The sequence below is a fragment of the Streptomyces sp. SID14436 genome, assembly GCF_010548465.1.
Taxonomy (GTDB): domain Bacteria; phylum Actinomycetota; class Actinomycetes; order Streptomycetales; family Streptomycetaceae; genus Streptomyces.
The window spans coordinates 1-4,116 of the sequence record NZ_JAAGMD010000351.1 but is presented as its reverse complement, the minus strand read 5'-3'; the positions used below and the strand labels follow the sequence as shown (position 1 = coordinate 4,116).

The window sequence follows — 4,116 nt, the reverse complement described above, 5'->3', positions numbered from 1 at the left end:
CCCCACTGAGCCGCACCGCACCGCCCAGCCCCGAAGACCACTGAGCCGCACCGCACCGCCCGCCCGGGGAGCCGCCCCAACCCGATCCCGGATCACCCGGCCGGCCGTCGCCCGCCCTCCGCCGGCTGCGGCGGCAGTGCCGCCATCGCGGCCCGGGCCGCCGCCTCCACCCGCGCGACGCCCTCGGCCATCGTCGCGTGGCCGTCGGACAGCACCGCCAGCAGACAGTCCCGTCCCCCCGACGTGACACGGCCGAAGCTGTGCACCACCCACAGGCCGGTCGCGTCGCGCGGCATCCAGCCGTTCTTCACCGCCCACGCCGAGCCGTCCGCCACCACCGGCACCCCCCACGCCTGAGCGGCGACCACCCGCCCCATCAGGGTGCGCGCGAGGGCCCGCGCATCCCCGCCCAGCAGGTCCGCGCCCTCCTCCCCGTCCCGCCCGAGCAGCCGGCGCAGCAGGACGAGCCGGTCGGCGGCCGTGGTCCGGGTCAGCCCCCAGTAGCCGCCCTCGCCGCCCGCCGTCTCCGTCAGGCCCAGGCGGGCGCACGCCGTGTCCAGCCCGGCCGCCGAGCCGACCGTCCGCCACAGGACCGACGCCGCGTCGTTGTCGCTGCGCTCGATCATGGCCGCGGCCAGGGACCGCTCCGCCGCGGTGGGCCCGCGCCCGCTGTCCTGCGCCCGCAGCAGCAGGGCCGCCAGGATGTCGGCCTTCACCACGCTCGCGGAGACGAACACCCCGCCCCCGCAGCGGACGCCCTCCCCGGTCACCAGGTCCGTGGCGGCGGCCGACACCCGCACCCGGCCCACCCCGTGCGGCACCCCGGCACCCACCGGTTCCCCCCGGGCCTCCACCGGCACCGCGCCGCCACCGTCCTCCGTCACCGCCGACCCCCTCCTGATCCGGTCCGTCCCCCGGCCGCCCGCGTCGGAGTACGCCACGCGCGGCCGATACAGTCGGGGACCGTGGCGAACAAGAACATTCCCGACCCCGGCTTCCGCGACGACGACGGCTCCGCCGACCCCCGGCTGAGCGCGGCGCTGGCCGCCTGGGCCGAGGACCGCGAGGCCGTCGGCCCCGTCCTGGAGGCCCTCAAGGGCACCCGCCTGCTGGTTCCCGTGGTGGCCATCCTCGGGGAGGTGGAGACCGATGAGAACGGGCTGCGGCGCGAGAAGACGAGCGACATGGCCGTCCCCACCCTGAAGGCCGGGAACCGCACCGCGCTGCCCGCCTTCACCTCCACCGATGCGCTCGCCCGCTGGGACGCGGACGCCCGCCCCGTCGCCGTCCCGCTGCACCAGGCGCTCCAGGCCGCCGCCCACGAGAAGGCCGACACCGTCGTCCTCGACGTGGCCGGACCGGTGCCCTTCGAGCTGACCGGCCAGGCACTGCTCGCGCTGGCCGAGGGACGGACGACGACCGACCCGCTGGCCGACCCGGCGGTCACCGACGCCGTCCGCGCCGCCGTCGCCGCCGATCCCGCCGTGCTGCGCGCCCACCTCGGCCCGGGCCAGGCCGACGGCACCCTCGCCCTCGTCCTCGACCCGGCCGCGTCCGTCGCCGCCACCGCCCGGGACGTGGCCCAGCGGCTCGCGGCCGACGAAACACTGAGGGCCCGCCTGGTGCGCGGCCTCGACCTGGCCGTCCTGCCGGCCGAGGTGACGCCACCGGGCGAGCCCCTGTACGTCCGGGCCTGAGACGGCACGCGGACCCGGAACGCGAAGCGGGAGACGAACGGTCAGGCGTAGAGGGGGCCCGTGTACTTCTCGCCCGGACCCTGGCCCGGCTCGTCCGGGACGAGGGAGGCCTCGCGGAACGCCAGCTGCAGCGACTTCAGGCCGTCGCGCAGCGGGGCCGCGTGGAAGGAGCTGATCTCGGTGGTGGACGCGTCCAGCAGACCGGCCAGCGCGTGCACGAGCTTGCGGGCCTCGTCGAGGTCCTTGTGCCGGTCGCCCTCCTCGGTCAGCCCCAGCTTCACGGCGGCGGCGCTCATCAGGTTCACGGCGACCGTCACGATCACCTCGACCGCCGGGACCTCCGCGATGTCGCGGGCCATGGCGTCGAAGTCCGGGCTGTCGGGGGTCTCGGGGCTCTCCGAGGCGGGGGTGTCACTCATGCCCCTCACGATATGCGCTGCCCTGCCGCCGCCCGACGGCAGGAGGCGCGCACCGGGCGGTTAGCGCGACCCCCCCGGGAGCTGCTAACCTTGTGTAACGACCGGTCGGACCCGCATGCCTTCAGGCGCGCGAGCCCGGCCCACAAGTGGAGGCTTCGAACTCCCACCTTCCGCCCTCAGGGCGGCGGGTCACCGGTCAGGCGGTGCCGCTCCACGGCGAACCGCCCGAAAGTGCGCCCCGCGGTCACCGCGGCGGTGTTCCGGTAGTTCGAGGAACCCCGCCTGTGATCGTCCGGGGCATTTTTGTTGCTTCGGCGCGGTTAGGTCTCACGAGAGAACACAGACGTTACGCGGCTGTCCGCCAGACCGCCGTGTGGTGCTACCGAGGAGGATCCATCAGCGCCGAGCCCCGCATCAACGACCGGATTCGCGTTCCCGAGGTGCGACTTGTCGGTCCCAGTGGCGAGCAGGTGGGCATCGTCCCGCTGGCCAAGGCACTGGAGCTTGCGCAGGAGTACGACCTGGACCTGGTCGAGGTCGCGGCGAACGCCCGTCCGCCCGTGTGCAAGCTCATGGACTACGGGAAGTTCAAGTACGAGTCGGCCATGAAGGCCCGTGAGGCGCGCAAGAACCAGGCGCACACGGTCATCAAGGAGATGAAGCTCCGGCCGAAGATCGACCCGCACGACTACGACACCAAGAAGGGTCACGTCGTCCGGTTCCTCAAGCAGGGCGACAAGGTCAAGATCACGATCATGTTCCGTGGTCGCGAGCAGTCCCGGCCGGAACTCGGCTACCGGCTGCTGCAGCGTCTCGCGGAGGACGTGGCCGACCTCGGGTTCGTGGAGTCGAACCCGAAGCAGGACGGCCGCAACATGATCATGGTCCTCGGTCCGCACAAGAAGAAGACCGAGGCGATGGCCGAGGCTCGCCAGGCGCAGGAAGCCCGTAAGGCAGACGCGAAGGCCAACCCCGGCAAGTCGCAGAATGCCGCGGAGTCCGACGCCGCCGTGGCGGCCGAGGAACCTGCCGAGGCGTGACTCCCCGGGGCGCGAGCCCCAGGAAGCAACCGAAACAAGTACGACGCTCCACCGTGCCCGGTTTTCGTGACCGGGCATCGGAGCGCCACCGACGAGGAGAGAACGGCGCTATGCCGAAGAACAAGTCGCACAGCGGTGCCAGCAAGCGCTTCAAGGTCACCGGCTCCGGCAAGGTGCTCCGCGAGCGCGCCGGCAAGCGCCACCTGCTCGAGCACAAGTCGTCCCGCGTGACGCGTCGCCTCACCGGCAACGCCGAGATGGCCCCGGGCGACGCCAAGAAGATCAAGAAGCTTCTCGGCAAGTGACGCGTCGGCGCCCCGCAGGCGCCGTCCGACAGTCAGGACCGGGACCCAATCGATTTCGGGCCGTGTGAGCGACAACCGCGGCCCCGCTACAAGGAGTTAACAAGTGGCACGCGTCAAGCGGGCAGTCAACGCCCACAAGAAGCGCCGGGCGATCCTCGAGCAGGCCTCCGGCTACCGCGGTCAGCGCTCGCGCCTGTACCGCAAGGCCAAGGAGCAGGTCACCCACTCGCTGGTCTACAACTACAACGACCGCAAGAAGCGCAAGGGTGACTTCCGCCAGCTGTGGATCCAGCGCATCAACGCCGCTGCCCGCGCCAACGGCATCACGTACAACCGCTTCATCCAGGGTCTGAAGGCCGCGAACATCGAGGTCGACCGCAAGATCCTGGCCGAGCTGGCCGTGAACGACGCGACGGCGTTCGCCGCGCTCGTCGAGGTCGCGCAGAAGGCCCTGCCCGCGGACGTGAACGCGCCCAAGGCCGCGTGACGCCCCGCCGGCCCTGAGCCGATGTGACTGAAGGACCCGCAGGCTGCATGGCTTGCGGGTCCTGCTGTTGCGCGACGCAGCGGCACGGGACGCGGGCCCGCGGCGGCCCCGCGTCCCGTGCCGCGCAGCCGCGTGTCCACCCCCGCCCCGCCCCCGACCGGACGGCGG

General features: G+C 72.8%; 6 protein-coding genes. 4 read left to right on the top strand and 2 right to left on the bottom strand.

The annotated features are described in order from the left end of the window. Positions 1-92 precede the first annotated feature (92 nt). A complete protein-coding gene (locus G3I53_RS12545) occupies positions 93-884 on the bottom strand; it encodes a serine hydrolase (protein WP_343240609.1) in 792 nt (263 codons plus the stop codon). Positions 885-965: 81 nt separating this feature from the next. Between G3I53_RS12545 and G3I53_RS12540 the strand changes: the two genes are divergently transcribed. Continuing rightward, positions 966-1,697, top strand: coding sequence for an SseB family protein (locus G3I53_RS12540; protein WP_164337973.1), 732 nt, complete (start codon positions 966-968; stop codon positions 1,695-1,697). A gap of 41 nt (positions 1,698-1,738) precedes the next feature. Here the strand turns inward: G3I53_RS12540 and G3I53_RS12535 are convergent, their stop codons facing one another. Next, complete coding sequence (locus G3I53_RS12535; protein ID WP_164337974.1) at positions 1,739-2,116, bottom strand: DUF1844 domain-containing protein; 378 nt, start codon at positions 2,114-2,116, stop codon at positions 1,739-1,741. Positions 2,117-2,487: 371 nt separating this feature from the next. Here G3I53_RS12535 and infC point away from each other — a divergent pair, with 371 nt between their 5' ends. The 3 genes from infC (at position 2,488) to rplT (ending at position 3,948) form a co-directional block, all read left to right on the top strand. After that, positions 2,488-3,156, top strand: coding sequence for a translation initiation factor IF-3 (infC, locus tag G3I53_RS12530; protein ID WP_164337975.1), 669 nt, complete (start codon positions 2,488-2,490; stop codon positions 3,154-3,156). Positions 3,157-3,266: 110 nt separating this feature from the next. After that, on the top strand, positions 3,267-3,461 hold the full coding sequence (gene rpmI / locus G3I53_RS12525; RefSeq protein ID WP_015661694.1) for a 50S ribosomal protein L35: 195 nt from the start codon (positions 3,267-3,269) through the stop codon (positions 3,459-3,461). 103 nt (positions 3,462-3,564) lie between these two features. Further along, positions 3,565-3,948 (top strand): 50S ribosomal protein L20, encoded by a 384-nt coding sequence (gene rplT, locus G3I53_RS12520; RefSeq protein ID WP_033531708.1) that lies wholly within the window; start codon positions 3,565-3,567, stop codon positions 3,946-3,948. The last annotated feature ends 168 nt before the right edge of the window (positions 3,949-4,116 follow it).